This is a genomic window from Klebsiella sp. 141240, assembly GCF_050600805.1.
Taxonomy (GTDB): Bacteria; Pseudomonadota; Gammaproteobacteria; order Enterobacterales; family Enterobacteriaceae; genus Klebsiella; species Klebsiella aerogenes.
In genome coordinates this window covers 121,962-141,088 of record NZ_JAQIRK010000011.1, presented here as the reverse complement: position 1 = coordinate 141,088, position 19,127 = coordinate 121,962, and the positions used below count along the sequence as shown (strand labels likewise).

19 protein-coding genes and 1 other annotated feature are annotated in these 19,127 nt (G+C 55.5%); of the genes, 5 read left to right on the top strand and 14 right to left on the bottom strand.

Annotated elements, in window-relative coordinates; all coding sequences use genetic code 11:
* Positions 1 to 20: 20 nt before the first annotated feature.
* Positions 21 to 794: a peroxide stress protein YaaA gene (gene yaaA / locus PGQ95_RS18790; protein WP_316425164.1), complete on the top strand. Its 774-nt coding sequence runs from the start codon at positions 21 to 23 to the stop codon at positions 792 to 794.
* Between the two features lie 39 nt (positions 795 to 833).
* Here yaaA and PGQ95_RS18785 read toward each other — a convergent pair whose 3' ends face one another.
* From PGQ95_RS18785 to yjjY, 7 genes are all read right to left on the bottom strand, one after another.
* Positions 834 to 1,139 carry a DUF2502 domain-containing protein gene (locus PGQ95_RS18785; protein ID WP_316425163.1) on the bottom strand — a complete coding sequence of 102 codons (306 nt, stop codon included), beginning with the start codon at positions 1,137 to 1,139 and terminating at the stop codon, positions 834 to 836.
* A 194-nt stretch (positions 1,140 to 1,333) separates the two neighbouring features.
* Complete coding sequence (gene thrC, locus PGQ95_RS18780; RefSeq protein WP_113374560.1) at positions 1,334 to 2,614, bottom strand: threonine synthase; 1,281 nt, start codon at positions 2,612 to 2,614, stop codon at positions 1,334 to 1,336.
* A gap of 3 nt (positions 2,615 to 2,617) precedes the next feature.
* A complete protein-coding gene (gene thrB, locus PGQ95_RS18775; protein WP_020079659.1) occupies positions 2,618 to 3,547 on the bottom strand; it encodes a homoserine kinase in 930 nt (309 codons plus the stop codon).
* A 1-nt stretch (position 3,548) separates the two neighbouring features.
* Positions 3,549 to 6,011 (bottom strand): bifunctional aspartate kinase/homoserine dehydrogenase I, encoded by a 2,463-nt coding sequence (gene thrA, locus PGQ95_RS18770; RefSeq protein ID WP_087858203.1) that lies wholly within the window; start codon positions 6,009 to 6,011, stop codon positions 3,549 to 3,551.
* A 25-nt stretch (positions 6,012 to 6,036) separates the two neighbouring features.
* Positions 6,037 to 6,155, bottom strand: a sequence feature (Thr leader region).
* Complete coding sequence (gene thrL / locus PGQ95_RS18765; protein ID WP_004222578.1) at positions 6,094 to 6,162, bottom strand: thr operon leader peptide; 69 nt, start codon at positions 6,160 to 6,162, stop codon at positions 6,094 to 6,096. Its footprint overlaps the feature before it by 62 nt.
* Before the next feature lie 210 nt (positions 6,163 to 6,372).
* A complete protein-coding gene (locus PGQ95_RS18760; protein ID WP_430919004.1) occupies positions 6,373 to 7,059 on the bottom strand; it encodes a tRNA/rRNA methyltransferase in 687 nt (228 codons plus the stop codon).
* A gap of 395 nt (positions 7,060 to 7,454) precedes the next feature.
* Positions 7,455 to 7,595, bottom strand: coding sequence for a protein YjjY (yjjY, locus tag PGQ95_RS18755; RefSeq protein WP_001541509.1), 141 nt, complete (start codon positions 7,593 to 7,595; stop codon positions 7,455 to 7,457).
* 95 nt (positions 7,596 to 7,690) lie between these two features.
* Here yjjY and arcA point away from each other — a divergent pair, with 95 nt between their 5' ends.
* On the top strand, positions 7,691 to 8,407 hold the full coding sequence (arcA, locus tag PGQ95_RS18750; RefSeq protein WP_002887843.1) for a two-component system response regulator ArcA: 717 nt from the start codon (positions 7,691 to 7,693) through the stop codon (positions 8,405 to 8,407).
* Between the two features lie 64 nt (positions 8,408 to 8,471).
* On the opposite strand, the gene creD is transcribed toward arcA, so the two are convergent.
* The 4 genes from creD to creA form a co-directional block, all read right to left on the bottom strand.
* Entirely contained in the window at positions 8,472 to 9,827 is a 1,356-nt protein-coding gene (gene creD, locus PGQ95_RS18745) for a cell envelope integrity protein CreD (RefSeq protein ID WP_271031583.1), read from the bottom strand.
* Between the two features lie 62 nt (positions 9,828 to 9,889).
* Positions 9,890 to 11,314, bottom strand: coding sequence for a two-component system sensor histidine kinase CreC (creC, locus tag PGQ95_RS18740; protein WP_430919002.1), 1,425 nt, complete (start codon positions 11,312 to 11,314; stop codon positions 9,890 to 9,892).
* Complete coding sequence (gene creB / locus PGQ95_RS18735) at positions 11,314 to 12,003, bottom strand: two-component system response regulator CreB (RefSeq protein ID WP_213317874.1); 690 nt, start codon at positions 12,001 to 12,003, stop codon at positions 11,314 to 11,316. The genes creC and creB overlap by 1 nt, the downstream gene beginning before the upstream one ends.
* A gap of 12 nt (positions 12,004 to 12,015) precedes the next feature.
* Positions 12,016 to 12,489, bottom strand: a complete 474-nt coding sequence (gene creA, locus PGQ95_RS18730) for a protein CreA (protein ID WP_045378970.1) — start codon at positions 12,487 to 12,489, stop codon at positions 12,016 to 12,018.
* A gap of 208 nt (positions 12,490 to 12,697) precedes the next feature.
* Here creA and robA point away from each other — a divergent pair, with 208 nt between their 5' ends.
* On the top strand, positions 12,698 to 13,567 hold the full coding sequence (gene robA / locus PGQ95_RS18725) for an MDR efflux pump AcrAB transcriptional activator RobA (RefSeq protein ID WP_087858208.1): 870 nt from the start codon (positions 12,698 to 12,700) through the stop codon (positions 13,565 to 13,567).
* Here the strand turns inward: robA and gpmB are convergent.
* Positions 13,564 to 14,211 (bottom strand): 2,3-diphosphoglycerate-dependent phosphoglycerate mutase GpmB, encoded by a 648-nt coding sequence (gpmB, locus tag PGQ95_RS18720; protein WP_015368369.1) that lies wholly within the window; start codon positions 14,209 to 14,211, stop codon positions 13,564 to 13,566. The genes robA and gpmB overlap by 4 nt on opposite strands.
* A gap of 113 nt (positions 14,212 to 14,324) precedes the next feature.
* Between gpmB and yjjX the strand changes: the two genes are divergently transcribed.
* Positions 14,325 to 14,840, top strand: a complete 516-nt coding sequence (gene yjjX, locus PGQ95_RS18715; RefSeq protein WP_113374555.1) for an inosine/xanthosine triphosphatase — start codon at positions 14,325 to 14,327, stop codon at positions 14,838 to 14,840.
* On the opposite strand, the gene trpR is transcribed toward yjjX, so the two are convergent.
* Positions 14,827 to 15,153: a trp operon repressor gene (gene trpR, locus PGQ95_RS18710; protein ID WP_015368371.1), complete on the bottom strand. Its 327-nt coding sequence runs from the start codon at positions 15,151 to 15,153 to the stop codon at positions 14,827 to 14,829. The two genes, yjjX and trpR, sit on opposite strands and share 14 nt — an antisense overlap.
* 87 nt (positions 15,154 to 15,240) lie before the next feature.
* Complete coding sequence (gene sltY, locus PGQ95_RS18705; RefSeq protein ID WP_308958249.1) at positions 15,241 to 17,178, bottom strand: murein transglycosylase; 1,938 nt, start codon at positions 17,176 to 17,178, stop codon at positions 15,241 to 15,243.
* A gap of 219 nt (positions 17,179 to 17,397) precedes the next feature.
* On the opposite strand from sltY, the gene ettA reads away from it, so the two are divergent.
* Positions 17,398 to 19,065 carry an energy-dependent translational throttle protein EttA gene (gene ettA / locus PGQ95_RS18700; RefSeq protein WP_113374553.1) on the top strand — a complete coding sequence of 556 codons (1,668 nt, stop codon included), beginning with the start codon at positions 17,398 to 17,400 and terminating at the stop codon, positions 19,063 to 19,065.
* Positions 19,066 to 19,127 lie beyond the last annotated feature (62 nt).

The window sequence follows — 19,127 nt, the reverse complement described above, 5'->3', positions numbered from 1 at the left end:
ATTCCCTGCAAGGACTGGATATGCTGATTCTGATTTCACCTGCAAAAACGCTCGATTATCAAAGCCCGCTGGCAACGACTCGCTATACCCAGCCCGAACTCCTGGAGTATTCTCAACAGCTTATCGGTATCGCCCGTCAGCTGACGGCGCCGCAAATCGGTAAGCTGATGAGCATCAGCGATAAGCTGGCCGACCTCAATGCCACCCGTTTTCACGACTGGCATCCGGACTTTACCCCGCAGAATGCCCGTCAGGCGATACTGGCGTTCAAAGGCGACGTCTATACCGGCCTGCAGGCCGAAAACTTTAGCGAAGCGGATTTCGATTTCGCCCAGCAGCATCTGCGTATGCTTTCCGGACTTTACGGCGTATTGCGCCCGCTGGATTTGATGCAGCCCTACCGTCTGGAGATGGGCATTAAGCTGGAAAATTCGCAGGGCAAGGATTTGTATCATTTCTGGGGCGATGTCATTACCGATAAGATCAATCAGGCGCTGCAGGCGCAGGGCGACGATATCATTATCAATCTGGCATCCGATGAGTATTTTAAATCGGTAAAACCGAAGAAATTGCAGGGACAGTTGATTAAGCCGGTATTCCTCGATGAGAAAAACGGCAAATTCAAGGTGATCAGCTTCTATGCCAAAAAAGCGCGCGGCCTGATGAGCCGCTACATCATAGAAAATCGTTTAACCCGTCCGGAACAGCTGCAGAAGTTTGATAGCGAAGGCTATTTCTTTGATGCGCAGGCATCGGAGAAAGGTGAACTGGTGTTTAAACGCCACGAGCAGTAAGCCTGAATGCCCCCAGCCTGACGCCGGGGGCAAGAACGATTAGTCGTCGTGGTGATGCCGCTCGTGGCCATGACCATGATGGCCTTGATCGTCATCGTCATCGCGATCGCGATCGTGGCGGCGATAATCATCATGCGGGCGCCAGCGATCGTCGCGCCAGTCATAATGGCTCGCCCACCAGCCATGATCGCGCCAGCGATCGCCGTCCCAGTAGCGGCCATAATCATCCCGGTCGCCGATTTGCAGCTTCACCGCCGGGATCAGGGTAATTTCATCTGCATGAACCAACGCAGGAGCGACCAGCAGCAGAGAAAGCGCCAGCAAAACAGGTTTCAGCATCGTCATAAGTAACCTCTTCTATTCGCCCCCATTATGGGTCGATAACGAAATATTAACCCCGCAAAACTATCCTGTTTATTCTCCGCAATCCGAATTTATTCTCTTCCGCATTTATTGGTCGGTTATACACAATTTCTCCATTTTCGGGCGTAAAAAAACCGGGCGCGGAGCCCGGTTCAACGAACGGTAGAATAGCAATACTAGCCCATCATCAGCTTACGCAGCGCGGCGAAATCGGCCGGTAGATTATGCGACAGCAGCGGCAGGTCGGCGCGGTCGGCCAGTTCTTTCGGCAACGGCAGCGTCTCCTGCAGAATCTCTTCTACGCTCTCTTTGAATTTAGCCGGATGCGCGGTACCAAGGAACAACCCGTACTCGCCCGGCTGCAGCTGGTCGCGCAACGCGCGATAAGCAATTGCCGCATGCGGTTCAGAGGTGTAGCCGATGGACTTCAGTTCACGCATGGTTGCTTTGGTGGTTTCATCATCAACCGCGGCGTATCCCAGCTCATTAAGACGCCAGATTTTGCGGCGGAACAGCTCTTCCACGCGCGGCCAGTTGTTCGGTTGGCTGACGTCCATCGCGTTAGACAGGGTCGCCTGCGTCGCCTTCGGCGCCCAGTTGCCATCCTGCAGGAAGCGCGGCACGGTGTCATTGGCGTTGGTAGCGGCAATAAAACGCTTAATCGGCAGCCCCAGCGATTTCGCCAGCAGGCCGGCGGTAAGATCGCCGAAGTTGCCGCTTGGCACCGACACCACCAGCTGATTACGGGCTTCCTGCGGCAGCTGCGCGACCGCCTCGAAGTAGTAGCAGATCTGCGCCAACAAGCGGCTGATGTTAATAGAGTTGGCGGAGTTGAGACCGAGCGCGACCTTCAGCTCTTCATCATCAAACGCCTGCTTAACCAGCGCCTGACAGGCGTCGAAATCGCCGTCAATCGCCACGGTTTCAATGTTGCCGCCCAGGGTACAGAACAGCTTCTCCTGCAGCGGGCTGATCTTACCGCGCGGGTAGAGAATCACCACTTTGACGTTTGGCAGACCGTAGAAGGCGTGCGCCACGGCAGCGCCGGTGTCGCCGGAGGTAGCGGTCAGAATCGTCACCGGCTTATCGCCCGCAATATGCGTCAGCATCTGGGCCATAAAACGGCCGCCAAAGTCTTTAAACGCCAGCGTTGGGCCGTGGAACAGCTCCAGACAGCCGATATCATCCTGTACTTGAGTGACCGGCGCCGGGAAGGCGAACGCCGCGGCAACGCGGGATTGCAGTTCATTCTGCGGGATCTCGTCGCCAATAAAGGCCGACAGGATTTTCGCGCTGCGGGTCACGAAATCCTGTTCCAGCATTTCGTCGATTTCAGTCAGGTTGAATTCCGGCAGATCGTGCGGAAAGAACAGCCCCTGTTGTTTGCCAAGCCCTTGCGTCACGGCCTGCGCAAAGCTGACCTGTTCGTTATGATCTTTTAAGTTATACAGTTTCATCACTTATCCCACTACTCGAGCGCCCGCCGTGTCCAGCCGGCAAATATGAACGAAGCCTTCCTGATTTTGCAGATAATGCGCGGCCAGCCAGTCGGCGACGCGCTGCGCGGTGTCCGGTTTATCGCACAACGCGAACAGCGTCGGGCCGGAGCCGGAAATACCGCAAGCCTGCGCGCCGATTTCCATCGCCGCCTGACGCGCTTCGCTGAAGCCCGGCAGCAGTTTGGTACGGTACGGTTCGGCAATAACATCTTTCATTAACTTTGCCGCCAGCTGCGGCTGACGGCTATAGCAGGCGTGAATAAACCCTGCCAGATGGCGACCGTGGGCGATGCAATCCTGACGGCGATACTGCGCCGGAAGAATCGCGCGCGCTTCGGCGGTAGAGACCTTAATGCCCGGATAGGCCAGCACCCACAACCATTCATCAAAGCCCGGGATCTGCTGGCTGATGATGCCTTGCTCTTCAATCATCAGTTGCATACCGCCAAGATAGCATGGCGCCACGTTATCATAGTGAACGCTGCCGGAAATGCGCCCTTCCATCTCGCCCATCAGCGCCAGCATCCGATTTTCATTCAGCGGCTTACCGCAGTGTTCGTTCATCGCCACCAGCGCGGCGACCACCGAACAGGCGCTGGAGCCAAGACCCGAGCCAATCGGCATATTTTTTTCCAGGGTCATCGCCACCGGAACCGTTTTACCGATCTCGCGGCAAAAGGCTTCCCAGCATTGATAAACGATATTTTCCTGCGGCGCCGAGGGTAATTTGCCGGCGAAGCGGCCTACGTTACGCAGGCTGAACTCCGCCGCCGCCTCTACCGAGACGTTATCCCCAAGCAACGTGCCGTCGACCGGCGTCACCGCGGCTCCCAGCACATCAAACCCGACGCTCATATTGGCACTGGAAGCCGGGGCGTATACTTTGACCATCTTAAACTCCTAACTTCCATGACAGGGTACGCAACAGGTCGGCGAACACGCCAGCCGCGGTGACGTCGTTACCCGCACCATAGCCGCGCAGTACCAGCGGCAGCGGCTGATAATAGTGGCTGTAAAACGCCAGCGCGTTCTCGCCGTTTTTCACCTTATACAGCGGATCGTTACCGTCCACTTCAGCGATTTTCACCCGGCAGACGCCATCTTCTTCAATATTGCCGACGTAACGTAAGACTTTACCCTCGTCGCGCGCTTTAGCAACCCGCGAGGCGAATTGATCGTCAAGCGTCGGCAGGCGCGCCATAAAGCTTTCGACATCGCCGCTGGCGTCGAAGTCGGCAGGCAGCGCAGGCTCAACGATAATATCCGAGAGCTCCAGTTCGCGCCCGGTTTCGCGGGCAAGGATCAGCAGCTTGCGCGCCACATCCACGCCGGAAAGATCGTCGCGCGGATCCGGTTCGGTATAGCCCATCTCGCGCGCCAGTTTAGTGGCTTCGGAGAGGCTCATACCCTCATCCAGCTTACCAAAAATGAATGAAAGCGAACCAGACAGGATACCGGAGAAGTGCAGCAGTTCATCGCCGGCATTCAGCAGGTTCTGCAGGTTTTCAATGACCGGCAGACCCGCGCCAACGTTGGTGTCATAGAGAAACTTACGTCGTGAGCTGCTGGCGGCGTGGCGTAACTGGTGGTAGTAATCCAGCGAAGAGGTGTTGGCCTTTTTATTCGGCGTCACCACATGGAAACCTTCACGCAGGAAGTCAGCGTACTGATCGGCCACCGCCTGGCTGGAGGTACAATCGACGATAACCGGGTTCAGCAGGTGATACTCTTTCACCAGGCGGATTAAACGGCCCAGATTAAAGGGCTCTTTCGCTTCCGCGAGTTCGCTACGCCAGTTTTCCAGATTCAAGCCATGGACGTTGGTCAGCAGCGCCTGCGAATTGGCGACGCCGCATACGCGCAGATCGATATGCTTGCCCTTTAACCAGCTCTGCTGGCGTTTAATCTGTTCGATTAACGCGCCGCCCACGCCGCCGACGCCGATCACGAAGACTTCAATGACCTGGTCGGTGTTAAACAGCATTTGATGCGTGACGCGCACGCCAGTGGTCGCGTCATCATTGCTGACGACCACCGAGATTGAACGCTCGGAAGAACCCTGGGCAATCGCCACGATATTAATATTGGCGCGCGCCAGCGCGGCGAAAAATTTCGCCGAGATGCCGCGCAGCGTGCGCATCCCATCCCCCACGACGGAAATGATTGCCAAGCGCTCCATGATTGACAGCGGCTCCAGCAGTCCTTCTTTCAATTCGAGATAGAATTCTTCTTCCATCACCCGCTTCGCCCGCGCGCAATCACTTTGCGGCACGCAGAAGCTGATGCTGTATTCCGATGAAGATTGGGTAATCAACACCACAGAGATACCGGCGCGAGACATGGTGGCGAAAACGCGCGCCGCCATGCCGACCATGCCTTTCATTCCCGGACCGGAAACGTTGAACATAGCCATATTGTTGAGGTTCGAGATCCCTTTTACCGGCAGGCCGTCTTCATCAAGGCTGGCGCCGATGAGCGTCCCCGGCGCCTGCGGATTACCGGTATTTTTAATCAGGCATGGGATCTGGAACTGGGCGATGGGGGCGATAGTGCGCGGATGCAGCACCTTCGCGCCGAAATAGGAGAGTTCCATCGCTTCCTGATACGACATGGATTTCAGCAGCCGCGCATCCGGTACCTGACGCGGGTCGCAGGTATAGACGCCATCGACGTCGGTCCAGATTTCGCAGCAGTCGGCTCGCATACAGGCGGCCAGCACGGCAGCGGAGTAATCAGAGCCATTACGCCCCAGCACCACCAGTTCACCCTTTTCGTTGCCGGCGGTAAAGCCGGCCATCAGCACCATGTGGTCTGCCGGGATTTGGCTGGCGGCGATACGGCGAGTGGATTCAGCAATATCGACAGTGGATTCAAGGTAGTGGCCGACGGCCAGCAGTTTTTCGACCGGGTTAATCACGCTGACCTTGTGACCGCGCGCTTCCAGCAGCGCCGCCATGATAGCGATAGAGAGCTTTTCACCGCGGCAGATCAGCGAGGCGTTAACGCCATCCGGGCACTGGCCCAACAGACTGATACCGTGCAGCACGTGTTTAATCTGCGCGAATTCCTGGTCTACGAAAGTTTTCAGTTGTGCGAGCGGAAAGCCAGGCTGAATGTCGGCCAGCCCCTGCAGCAGGTCGGCAAAGATACGTTCGGCGTCGGCGATATTGGTCAGAGCGTCCTGACCGCTGATGGTTTTTTCAATCATCGCGACCAGATGGTTGGTGATTTTCGCCGGGGCAGACAGCACGGTCGCAACCTGCCCCTGCCTGGCATTGCTCTCCAGGATATCGGCAACCCGCAGAAAACGTTCTGCATTTGCCACTGATGTACCGCCGAACTTCAACACTCGCATGGTTCTTACCCCTTGATCTCTTGTCAAAAAAAAAGCCCGCACTGTTCAGGTGCGGGCTTTTTTCTGTTGTTTCCTGTACGCGTCAGCCCGCACCGTTACCTGTGGTAATGGTGGTGGTGATAATGGTGGTAATCATGCCGATGCGATTCATGGATGTTGTGTACTCTGTATTTTTATCTGTCTTGTGTCCTGTCTATATTGGTTAAAGTATCTGCCTGCTTAAGTCAACGAATTTCTAAAATGGCGACTTTTTAGCCAACACCGTCATTACGCCACAACGCCCCGATAATTCCGCCGCATTGCCGGACGGTTGCCGTTGAAATTAGTATATTCAACTATAAAAAAAACTTATCGCAGGATTTTATTCAGGTAGATTTTTTTCAATATCATGCAGCAATCGATGCAACATGGCGGTGTCGCGCTGCTGTAAGAGGCCAATACGCTGCTGTAGCCAGTCGGCCAGTTTGATGTCGTCCTCCACCCCCAACCGTCCAAGTAGCGAAAGCGTCCGCTGGCGTAGCGCCTGCAATTGTTTTTCGTCGGTTTCAGGCGTCTGAACAGCACTCTGCTGCTGTAGTAAGCTCAGTTGATAGCAATACACCATCACCGATTGCCCAAGATTCAGGGAGGGATAATCGGCAACCATCGGCACGCCGGTAAGCACATCGGCCAGCGCCAGTTCATCGTTAGTTAATCCGGAATCCTCACGGCCAAAGACCAGCGCCGTATGCTTCATCCATTGTGCTTTTTCTTCCAGCAGCGGCAGTAACTCCTGCGGCGTGGCGTAGTAGTGAAAACGCGCGCGGCTACGGGCGGTGGTAGCGATGGTAAAGTCGACATCGTGCAAAGCCTGCTCAAGCGTCGGGTAGGTTTTTATATTATCTAAAATATCTCCCGAACCATGCGCCACCCAGCGCGCGGCGGGCTGCAGATGCGCCTCGCTATCGACAATCCGCAATTCGCTGAATCCCATGGTTTTCATCGCCCGCGCCGCCGCGCCGACGTTTTCCGCCCTCGCGGGGGCCACCAAAATAATCGATAAACGCATTGTGCTTCTCTTATCCTCTTACGCGGCGCTAATCTGCGGTCACCCTCATTTTACGCGGCGAAAATTTACAAATTTGCAACAAAAATCACTAAAAATGGGCTTTATTACTCTTAAAAAAAACTAAACTGTTCACATTGGACACCAATACGGAGTATGTTAACAGAACGCATTTATCCATATGTTTGGCAATGATATTTCAGTTTTCATTCGTCCACAGACTTTGGATTCATTGCATTTATTAATTCATAGCTGCAACTAATTGAGCTGTGTAAGAAATGTGACGATAATTCGCAAATCGATGCAATGATTTCACAAGACTGTTAACGTGCTACAATTGAACTTGATATATGTCAACGAAGCGTAGTTTTATTGGGTGTTCGGCCTCTCTTAGCCTGTTATGTTGCTGTTAAAATGGTTAGGATGACAGCCGTTTTTGACACCGTCGGGTCCAGAGGGAAAGTACCCACGACCAAGCTAATGATGTTGTTGACGTTGATGGAAAGTGCATCAAGAACGCAATTACGTACTTTAGTCATGTTACGCCGGACATGTTAATTTGTGGCATGTACCAGGCAGGTCAGGGACTTTGGTACTTCCTGTTTCGATTTAGTTGGCAATTTAGGTAGCAAACATGCAGACCCCGCACATTCTTATCGTTGAAGACGAGTTGGTAACACGCAACACGTTAAAAAGTATTTTCGAAGCAGAAGGTTATGATGTATTCGAAGCGACCGATGGCGCGGAAATGCATCAGATCCTGTCTGAAAATGATATCAACCTGGTGATCATGGATATCAACCTGCCAGGTAAAAATGGTCTTCTGCTCGCGCGTGAACTGCGTGAACAGGCTGACGTCGCGCTGATGTTCCTTACCGGCCGCGACAACGAAGTTGATAAAATTCTTGGCCTCGAAATCGGCGCCGATGACTATATCACTAAACCGTTTAACCCGCGTGAACTGACTATCCGCGCCCGCAACCTGCTCTCCCGTACCATGAACCTCGGTACCGTGAGCGAAGAGCGTCGCAGCGTTGAGAGCTACAAGTTCAACGGTTGGGAACTGGATATCAACAGCCGTTCGCTGGTGAGCCCAAACGGCGAGCAGTACAAGCTGCCGCGCAGTGAATTCCGCGCGATGCTGCACTTCTGCGAAAACCCGGGCAAAATCCAGTCACGCGCAGAGCTGCTGAAGAAAATGACCGGTCGCGAGCTGAAGCCGCATGACCGTACCGTGGACGTGACCATTCGTCGCATTCGTAAGCATTTCGAATCCACGCCGGATACCCCGGAAATCATCGCTACAATTCACGGTGAAGGTTACCGTTTCTGTGGCGATCTGCAGGAATAATTTCGCTTTTCCTGCTGTCATAATGCAAAACGGCGCCTTCTGGCGCCGTTTTTTTATAGCTATTTTACTTCCAGATACGAAACGTGTCGTCATCCTTGCTTTGCGGCTTTTCCGGCTTGCTCTGCGGTAGTGATAAGGCGTACCAGTCCACGCGGCGAGTCAGGAACATTAGCGCGCACAACGCCAGCAGTAACACCCCGGAGCCAAGCAGCAGCGCGCTATCTTCTGAGCGCAGTAACAGCCACATCACGCCGTCCAGCAGCAGTAACGCCATTACGAACAGCAGGCTATTACGCCATCCTTTCAATACCGCCTGTAAATAAACACCGTTAATCACCGCGCCAATCAAGCTGGCAACTGTCCAGGCTTGGGTAAAGCCAATATGCTCAGAGAGCGCCAGCAACACCAGGTAGAACATCACCAGCGATAACCCTATCAGCAGATACTGCATCGGATGCAGACGACGATGTGTCAGGCTTTCGAAGACGAAAAAGGCCATAAAAGTCAATGCGATTAGCAGGATGGCATATTTGGTCGCCCGGTCAGTCAGCTGATATTGATCGGCCTGCGACATCACCTCCACGCTAAAGGCGGGTAAACGCGACCACTCAATATCGGTGTCATCGGTGAAATAGTTGCCCATATTGTTGGCAAACCAACTGCTTTGCCAGTGGGCGATATAACCCGAAGCGCTCACTTCGCGTTTCGTAGGCAGGAAGTTGCCAAGGAAACCAGGATGCGGCCAGTTACTGGTTAACTGCAGCTCGCTGTTACGTCCCAGCGGTACAACGGAGAAGTCGCCGGTACCGTTAAGGCCGAGGGAAAATGCAATATTCAGCGGTTTATTGTCTGCGGTTAACGCGGGCATCGGCATATGAATGCCCATACCGCCGCCGTTCAACCCCACCCCTGGTTCAACGGTCAGCGTCGTACCATCAATTACCGGCGCGTTGATGACGCCAATGCCGCGGGCATCGCTCACGCTAAGCACTAAAAAAGGTTTCCCTAAAGCGGTATTCGCCTTTTTCAGTTCCTTAAGCCGCGCGGGATCGAACTGCGCCTGAATTTGCAGAGCGTTATGCCAGACCTGCCCACTGTATATGCCGACTTTTCTCGACTCCACATTTTGCACGCCGTTGACCGCCAGCGATTCCGGTAGCCAGTAGTAGATCCAACTACGCTGATATTCGACCTCTTTTTGATTCTCCATGCGGGTCAGCGTCTCGGTCACCGGGATGGCAACCAGCGGCCCGGTCAGCTTTTGTGAACCGCTGGTACTGCGCTCTATCGCATCCACTACATCGCTGCGATAGTCCGCGCGCTCGGCGATAAGCACTCTGACCATCATCAGCGGTACGGACAACAGCAAAATACAGCCCAACAGCGTACTAATTTTCCAGAATAACGGTGATTTCATCATAGCCTTCTTCTCCCAATGGTGATGGGTTCACTGTAGGGTGGCTATGTGCAGTGTATTTGAAGCTATGTGAAGGGACGGTGAAGTTGTAGCGTCGCGACAACGCCGCCTTCAGGGCGATTACGCAGGCTGATATCGCCCTGATGCAGGCGCGCCACCTCACGAACAAACGCCAGTCCCAGACCGCTGCTCTTATGGCCGTCTTCCCGCGGCAGCGAGTAAAAGCGTTCAAAGACGCGCGTCAGCGCAAAGTCAGGAATACCGCGACCGTTGTCCGTCACGCTTAGCAGCGCTTCTTCGTGGCACATCTCCACCACCAGAGCGATTTCACCGCCATGAGGGGTAAAGTCAATCGCATTGTCGATAAGATTGCCCAACGCCTGCGCCAGTAGTTCGCCATCGCCATTCACCGTTACTCCGCTCTTCTGCCAGCGCAGGGTGATGGCTTTCGCCGCCAGCGCAATGTCCCGGTCTTCCGCCAGACGTTGGAAAAGCGCATCAACCGAAACCAACTGCGGCGTTATCTCCAGCCGATTTTCCAGCCGCGCCTGCAGCAGCAACTTTTCCACCAACAGCTGCATGCGCGTATTCTGCGCAAGAATATTTGCGGTGAAACGCGCAGCGATCTCAGGCGGCGGCCCCTCGCGCAGGATCTCCGCCGCGCCGCGAATTGCCGCCAGCGGGCTTTTGAGTTCATGGGTGAGATCGTAAACATAGTTTTCGATCGCGTTTTTACCTTCTAGCTTCACGCGCATGCTCTCCAGTGCCTGCGCCAGCTTGCTTAACTCGCTACTGCCGACGTTCGGCAGAGGTAGCGGACGATCGGCAGTCACCGAATCGGCGTAACGTACCAGTTTGCCAATGGAGAAGTTGATCCACCAGACAATCCCGCCGCCAATCAGTAAAGCAATCCCCAGCAGCGCGCCACCGGCCCACAGGATCCGCCGTTCGCTGCGTTTAATCACCGGCGTCATCGCCAGATTAGGTTTACCGACGCTCACCACGCCGATGATACGGCCGTTATCCATCACCGGCGCGGCAATGTACATGACTGAGCTATTATCATCCGCGGGGTCGCTGCGCGAGCTACGGGCGCCGTACTGGCCTCGCAGGGTTAACCAGACGTCATTCCAGCGTGAATAATCCTGGCCCACCGCCTGCCCGCTGGAATCGAACACCACTTTCCCCTGCGCATCCGTCAGATAGACGCGATACTCATTGCGCATTTTCCTAATGCCGCTGATGTTGGCGTTGATGGGCTGCTGATTAAGCGACTGAAAGGCCTGCGCCAGTCTCCCCTGCTGTGGATTTACCGAAAGCAGATCCTCACGGGCCAGAGCCGCCAGTAGCGTTGCGGTATCGTTAAGCGTGCCTTCCGTTGCCCGACGTACGCCCGGTTTGACTTCCTGTACGAAGATAGAGAGCACAAACCACGCGGCAATGGCGACAATCAAGAAATACCCCAGCAGCAGGCGCATCCCGATACGCATCAATAGCCTCCCAGGCTATAGCCCAGACCGCGATGCGTATTAATTGGGTTAATATCGGGGTTCACCGCCCGTAGCTTGGCGCGCAGGGTCTTGATATGAGTATCGACGGTGCGATCGATACTCTCGTAAGCATCGCTCCACACTCGCTCCATCAACTGCTGGCGGGAGAACACGCGGCCGGGGGCGTTGATTAGGGTTTTCAACAGCAGGAATTCGTAACGCGTCAGGTTCAGCGGTTGGCCACACCAGCTAATTGCCATCGCCAGCTCATCCAACACAAACTCGCCTACGCGCACCACCGGCGAAGGCACGGCAAACTTCTGCAGTCGCCGCAGCACGGTTCTCACCCGCGCGCAGACTTCGCGCGGCGAAAACGGTTTGGCGATGTAGTCGTCAGCACCAATTTCCAGCCCCAGCAGCTTATCAACCTCTTCGCTGCGTGCGGTCAGAAACAGTAACGGCAATGCCGGATGGCGCGCCAGCAGTCGTCGGCATAGTTCAAAGCCGCTAATATCCGGCAAGCCGACGTCGAGGATCGCTAAATCCGGGCTCTGATGCAGCGCCGCATCAAGCGCGGGCAACCCGCGCTCGAAGACGGTCACGTCAAATCCTTCCTGTTGCAGCATGTAAACAAGGGTATCGGCGATACTCCGTTCATCCTCAACTAACCAAATCCGTGGCTGTTGCATTGTGACTCCCGTTTATTTACTCCACGGCATGATCGGCACGGCGCTGATGGCATTCTTCGGCGAGCCGTCGACCACTTTATCCGAATAGGTCAGATATACCAGCGCATTGCGTTTAGCGTCGTAGAAGCGAACGACCTGCAGTTTTTTGAACACCAGCGAGGTACGTTTCTGGAACACGACATCGCCCTGGCTTTTGCCGTTTTTGATTTTGTCCGTCAGCTCAATCGGCCCGACCTGCTGACAGGATATGGCGGCGTCAGAGGTATCTTCCGCCAGCCCTAACCCGCCTTTAATGCCGCCGGTTTTTGCCCGGCTGATATAGCAGGTGACGTTTTGTACATCGGGGTCGTCGAAGGCTTCGACCACGATTTTATGATCCGGTCCCAGCCATTTAAATACCGTATCGACGGAACCGATTTGCTCGGCGTGCGCCAGTTGGCCTGCGGCCAGTAAGAACAAACCTGCCACTAACTTCTTGTATTTCATATTGTTACCATTTCTTAAAATTCCGCTGCGTGATAATCACAAACGCTATGGAAAAGGTTTAAAGATCACAGCTTTACAAAATTACCAACGATATCCACCAGATAATCGCATTTAAAAGCAAAAAAAACACTGAATGCTAAAACATCAAAAAATGCTATTATCCGCTACCTTAATATAGGTACCTGAGTTTAAAGGATGGGGACATTTTATGGATCAAGCTGGGATTATTCGCGATCTCCTGAGCTGGCTGGAAGGTCACCTGGATCAGCCCCTCTCGTTGGATAATGTGGCGGCGAAGGCAGGTTATTCCAAGTGGCATTTGCAACGTATGTTTAAAGACGTCACGGGTCAAGCTATCGGTGCCTATATTCGCGCACGCCGTCTTTCCAAATCCGCTGTTGCGCTACGGCTGACCGCACGCCCGATCCTCGACATCGCGCTGCAGTATCGCTTCGATTCCCAACAGACGTTCACCCGCGCCTTTAAAAAACAGTTTAATTTGACCCCAGCGCTCTATCGCCGTTCACCGGACTGGAGCTCGTTTGGTATGCGTCCGCCGCTGCGTCTCGGTGAGTTTACGATGCCGAAGCATGAGTTTGTCACCCTGAGCACCACGCAACTGGTCGGCGTGACTCAAAGCTATACCTGTAAGCTGGAAGAGATTTCTGAATTCCGTAACCAGATGCGCGTTCAGTTCTGGCGTGAATTCCTCGGCAACGCGCCCAGCATTCCGCCGACGCTGTACGGCCTGCATGAACCGCGTCCAAGTCTGGAAAAAGATGACGAACAGGAGGTGTTCTACACCACCGCGCTGACGCCGGAGATGGCGAACGGGCACCTGCATAACTCTCATCCGGTGATTCTGGAAGGCGGCGAGTATGTGATGTTCACTTACGAAGGATTAGGCACCGGGCTACAGGAGTTTATCCTGACGGTGTACGGCACCTGTATGCCGATGCTGAACCTCACCCGCCGCAAAGGGCTCGATATCGAGCGCTTCTATCCGGAAGATGAAAGCCGGAACCAGGCTACGCCAATTCAGCTGCGCTGCGAGTACCTGATTCCGATTCGTCGTTAACGCTGCAGTTCATCCATCGCGGGGGCATCGAGATGCGAAACGTCCCCCGCGGTCTCCACGACCCACCCTGACGCCAGCCACGGGCTCTGCTGGTAATCAACGCGTGAAATCGAACAGTTGCGCAGGCGCAGACGGCGCTCGGCATAGGCAGGCAGCCCGAGGATCGTGCTCACCAGACAGCCCAGCGCCATCCCATGACTCACCAGCAACGGTCGGCTTCCTGGCGGTAATTCCAGGCAGGATGATAGCGCCGCGCGCATACGCTCGCTCAGCTCCTGCATGGATTCGCCCTGCGGAATGCGGCCATCCGGCGTACCGTTGACCAGCTGGCGACGCCAGCCCTCTTCTTCTTCGCTAAGCGAGTCGATATGGCGCTTTTCAAGCACCCCCATATCCAGCTCGCGCAGGCGCGGATCGGTAACGACGCCGCAGCCGCAGGCTTCAGCGATAATTTCTGCGGTGCGGCGGGTACGGCCGAGGTCGCTGGCGATAATATGGGTAATCCCCAGCGTTCTGGCGCGCTCACCCACCTGCCATGCCTGGCGCTCGCCGTGAGCGGTCAGCGGACTATCGGACTGGCCTTGAATACGTCGCTCGGCGTTCCACTGCGTTTCACCGTGGCGAACAAGGTATACCTGTAACATGCTTATTTTCCGTTCTGAACCCTTCATCATTCGACGAGCTGCGCGATCGGCTGCCGCCAGAGTGATTTAGAGTATACTGCGATGACGTTAATTAATTCTGAGTTGTTTTGATTATGCACCATGTTGTCTCAGCTACCACTAATCCCGCCAAAATTCAGGCAATTCTGCAGGCTTTTAACGAGATCTTCGGCGAAGGATCCTGCCATATTGAGTCCGTCGCCGTCGAGAGCGGCGTGCCGGAACAACCCTTCGGCAGCGAGGAAACGCGGGCTGGCGCACGAAATCGCGTCGCTAATGCCAGGCTCGCGCAGCCGGAGGCTGATTTTTGGGTGGCGATAGAAGCCGGGATCGATGAAGGCAGCACCTTCAGTTGGGTAGTGATTGAGAGCCGCCAGCAGCGCGGCGAAGCCCGCTCGGCAACCCTGCCGCTGCCGGAGGCGATCCTTGCGCAGGTTCGCGCCGGGGAAGCGCTGGGGCCGGTCATGTCGCAGCATACCGGGATCGACCAGATCGGCCGCAAAGAGGGCGCTATCGGCGTCTTTACCGGCGGTAAACTGACGCGCAGCAGCGTTTACCATCAGGCGGTAGTGCTGGCGCTAAGCCCATTCCATAACGCTATTTATCGTTAAGCAGCGTCTGTTCCAGCCACTGCCGTAGCTCTACCGGCGCCGATTTCAGGCTATTTGAGCCGCGAGTAATCGTAGCGATACCGGCGCCGAGTTCGTTTTTCAGTTCGCGCTGGCTCATCTCGCCGCGCAGCAGCTCTTCAATAATACGCACCCGGGTACCCAGCGCTTCGCGCTCGTCGGGCGTAAGCATCAACTGCAGTAACGGCAGGTGAAGATCCTCGGCGTAGGCCTGCTGCAACAACGCCACGAAGCGCAGCCACTCCTGATGACGTTGTTCGGCCACGGCCGCTGAATAGGGAGATTGTTGGGTCATGTTACGTCGCCATGTTGAGACGGGCAGCCAGGCTGCCCGTCGAATGTACTCTTCAACGAGTACAAAGAATAACATACTTCCGGACGATCAGTAACGCTGTTGCCATTCGGCGTCGCTCAGCAAGTTATCCTGCTTGCCCATAAAGTAGCGGTAATAGGCATCGTAAGAGAGGACGTTTTTTACGTACCCGCGGGTTTCCGAGAACGGAATACTCTCGATAAATGCCACCGCATCGATGCGCCCGGCGCTATTGCCCTGCCAGGTGCGTACGCGTCCTGGCCCGGCGTTATAGGCGGCGGAAGCGTAAATACGGTTATTACCAAACTGCTGGTAGACGTACTGCAGGTAGCTGGTGCCGATGTTGATATTGGTTTCCGGATCCAGCAGTTGCGATGGGCTGCTATAACCAGGAATGCTGAACATGCTAACGGTATGCGTCGCGGTGCCTGGCATAATCTGCATCAAGCCGCTGGCGCCGACCGGTGAACGCACTTTCGGGTTCCAGGCGCTCTCCTGACGCGCAATCGCCATCGCGTAGCTCTGCGGAATATCTTTGCCGCTAATGTAACGCGCGAATAGATCGTTGTACGCCAGCGGGAAGCGCTCTTCCAGCTGATCCCACAATTTACCGGCGATCGTCGCCTGTACGCTGAGATCCCACCAGTGTTGATCAAAAGCGTAACGCGCCAGCTGCGCCTGCTGCGATTTGGTCCGGCTGCTTACCAGGTTCGCCCATTCGCTGCGCGCGGTGTTGTCCATGTTCCAGTACATCAGCTCGCGAACGCGCGCCATCTCAGGGCCGGAGGCCAGCGCCGGGTCGATAGTGCCGGAGGCTTTATCAATGCGGAAGGTGTACTCTTCGCCCAGACGTTGAGCGGCAACCATCGGATAGAAGCCGCGTTGCTGCATCAGCGAATGCAGGATCGTTTTCGCTTCGTCATCGCGTCCGCGCTCCAGCAGCAGATCCGCCTGCCAGTAGCGCCACTCGTCTTTCTCTTTCGCCTCCATCGGCAGACGCGCCAGCCAGGTGTTCAGCCCATGACGATCGCCGCTACCCAGCGCCATACGAACCCGGCGTTCCACCAGCGAAGTCGATTGTGAACGCATGATTGCGTCATCGCGCCACTCCGCCTGCGCTTCGGTCACATCGGTGCCCATCAGGCGCCAGGCGACAATATCGCGCAGCTCCTGGGTTTGATCCTCATTCAACTGCTGCGCCTGCACCAGCGACGGGATCATCAGACGGGCATTTTCCACATCCTGACGCGCGACGCTGGCAAAAGCGACCGCCGCCATCTGGCGGGTAAAGTCAGTGGCCCCGGTGGTACGGGCAAAGGTCATCACGCTATTGGGATCGTTGGCTAACGCCACCACCGCCGAAGCGATGCTCTGATAGTTTGAGGGCATCTGTTGAGCAAGCACGCGGACCAGGCTGGTATTGCCGGCCTTCATCGCCAGGCGGATTCGTTCGAGATAGGCCAGCGGATCCTGCTGCCCGGAATCTCGCCACGCGCTGAACAGCGGATCGCAGGCATTTGGCTGGCTCTTGCCGGTCAGCCACAGCTCTTTCGCCCCGCTCCAGGCTTCCTGCGATTGGCCGACGCTGAGTTTGGCGTAGTAGTAGTTACACTGCGCTTCGGTTGTCGCCGGTTTATCCGGGCTGAACGCCAGCAAGCCGCGCCAGTCGGTGCGCCGCGCCAGCTCATTAACAAAGCGAGATTTCAACGAACGCGCCGCCGGTAGCGTCGGATTCGCCGCAATGAAATTAGTGACCACCAGCGGCGGCTGGTTCATCAGGTCATCGGTGATTTGTCGATATTGCAGGTAGGGATACAGCGGATAGCTGCTGAGCGTAGGCATCAACTGGTTGACGACATCCATCTGGCGGTTGTCCCACGCTTGTTTAATTTGAGCATAGCGGCTGCGCTGTTCATCCAGTGAATCCGCATGTGCCAGCTGGCTTAGCGTCAGCAGACTCACGCCGGCAGCCAGAAGACGCCATGCCGTAGTTTTGGCTTTTTCCACAAGCTCTTCCTCTAGTTTGGTGCATCACCGCGGCATCGTGCCGCTTCAAAAAAATCAGGTATTGCTTAGTTATGCTAATCAGACAACTGAAAACATGCCATGTCCTGAACATTTTTTTACGCTTCTGTGAATCCTGTCGCCTCGCTGGGATTACCGCGCGAAAAAGGCTACACTTCGCCTTTGAACTATCTATCAGAATAGAAAGAGGCGAAGTCCAACGTGGCTCAATTCGTTTATACCATGCATCGTGTCGGCAAAGTGGTTCCGCCGAAACGTCATATTTTGAAAAATATCTCCCTCAGTTTCTTCCCTGGCGCGAAAATCGGTGTTCTCGGTCTGAACGGCGCCGGTAAATCTACCCTGCTGCGCATCATGGCCGGTATCGACACCGAGATCGAAGGTGAAGCGCGCCCGCAGCCCGGTATCAAAATTGGCTACCTGCCGCAGGAGCCGCAGCTGAATCCGGAGCACACCGTGCGCGAATCCGTTGAAGAAGCGGTCGCCGAAGTGGTTAACGCGCTGAAAGGCCTGGACGAAGTTTATGCCAAATACGCCGAGCCGGATGCCGACTTCGATAAGCTTGCCGCGCAACAGGGCAAGTTCGAAGAGATCATCCAGGCGCACGACGGCCATAACCTGAACGTACAGCTGGAGCGTGCGGCCGATGCCCTGCGCCTGCCGGACTGGGATGCGAAAATCGCCACTCTTTCCGGTGGTGAACGCCGCCGCGTCGCGCTATGCCGCCTGCTGCTGGAAAAACCAGACATGCTGCTGCTCGACGAACCGACTAACCACCTCGACGCCGAATCCGTCGCCTGGCTGGAACGCTTCCTGCACGATTTCGAAGGCACCGTGGTGGCGATTACCCACGACCGTTACTTCCTCGATAACGTCGCTGGTTGGATCCTCGAACTTGACCGCGGTGAAGGTATTCCGTGGGAAGGCAACTACTCCTCCTGGCTGGAGCAAAAAGATCAGCGTCTGGCGCAGGAAGCTTCTCAGGAAGCCGCACGCCGCAAATCTATCGAGAAAGAACTCGAGTGGGTTCGTCAGGGCGCGAAAGGCCGTCAGTCTAAAGGCAAAGCCCGTCTGGCGCGCTTTGAAGAGCTTAACAACGTCGAATACCAGAAACGTAACGAGACCAACGAACTGTTCATTCCGCCAGGAGCGCGTCTGGGCGATAAAGTTCTGGAAGTCAGCAATCTGCGCAAATCTTACGGCGACCGCGTACTGATTGACGATCTGAGCTTCTCCGTACCGAAAGGCGCTATCGTTGGTATCATCGGTCCAAACGGCGCGGGTAAATCCACCCTGTTCCGCATGATGTCAGGCCAGGAACAGCCTGATTCCGGCACCATCACGCTGGGTGAAACCGTTAAACTGGCTTCCGTCGATCAGTTCCGCGACGCGATGGACAACAGCAAGACCGTTTGGGAAGAAGTGTCCGGCGGCCTGGATATCATGAAGATCGGCAACACCGAGATGCCGAGCCGCGCCTACGTTGGCCGCTTTAACTTCAAAGGCGTCGACCAGGGCAAACGCGTTGGCGAGCTGTCCGGCGGTGAGCGTGGGCGTCTGCACCTGGCGAAGCTGCTGCAGGTCGGCGGTAACGTACTGCTGCTCGATGAACCAACCAACGACCTGGATATCGAAACCCTGCGCGCGCTGGAAAACGCCCTGCTGGAGTTCCCGGGCTGCGCCATGGTTATCTCGCACGACCGTTGGTTCCTTGACCGTATCGCGACCCACATTCTGGATTACCAGGATGAAGGTAAGGTTGAGTTCTTCGAAGGTAACTTTACCGAGTACGAAGAGTACAAGAAACGCACCCTCGGCGCCGATGCGCTGGAACCGAAGCGTATCAAGTACAAACGTATCTCAAAATAAAATACAAAAAGGCAACGCAAGTTGCCTTTTTTAGTGTTTGCTCCCTCTCCCATTGGGAGAGG